This window comes from Vibrio minamisatsumaniensis (assembly GCF_050337445.1).
Taxonomy (GTDB): domain Bacteria; phylum Pseudomonadota; class Gammaproteobacteria; order Enterobacterales; family Vibrionaceae; genus Vibrio; species Vibrio artabrorum.
This window is the reverse complement of record NZ_JAKJSY010000191.1, coordinates 1-636: the sequence shown is the minus strand read 5'-3', so window position 1 is coordinate 636 and position 636 is coordinate 1. Positions and strand designations below refer to the sequence as shown.

Sequence of the window (636 nt, the reverse complement as noted above, 5' to 3'; positions counted from 1 at the left end):
TATCTAAGCCCAGTTAACTTTGAAAAACAATATGTAGCTTAATGCGGTGTCCAGTCTAACTGGAGCAGATCAATATTTATTAGGTGTCACTTGGTAAGATTTTTCTTACATATAAGGACATCAAAATATCTTCGTTAGACGATGATAAAATCACCGGTGTGACTTGTCATATCGCATCAATCGAAGCAAACCTTAGCCTTTCAGATCCGAGTGATAGTTCTATTTCTTGTCGTCAAACGGGTGATATTACACCTGAAATGATTGCAACAATTGACAAGAGTGAATCAGGTGAAGTGGTATTCAAGCAGTCGAAAAGTATTTTCTTCAAAACGATGAAAGTCAGACGTATTTATGATGCAGAGAATCAAACGCTACTCTACTTGTCTTACACCACTAAAGAGACCGAGGGTAGTTTCAAACACAGCCTGTCCACCGTGCCATTGTGGGGAACAAAGGCTTATGTTGACCCCGCGACGTTAGCCCCAATCGAATAGAGACATCGAATCACCTGTACAGTCATTGTGCAGGTGATTCAAAATGTAATAATAATGAAAGAAACAGAATTAAAATGTGATATTATGCGGCAAAATTTTTTCACTGTATTTTTCATATGAAGTTTCCTGGACAGCGTAAATC

1 pseudogene is annotated in these 636 nt (G+C 38.2%); it reads left to right on the top strand.

Annotation, left to right across the window (positions count from 1 at the left end):
- Nucleotides 1-83: 83 nt before the first annotated feature.
- A pseudogene (locus L4B77_RS20245) lies at nucleotides 84-494 on the top strand (CreA family protein); the annotation flags it as partial.
- Nucleotides 495-636: the final 142 nt, after the last annotated feature.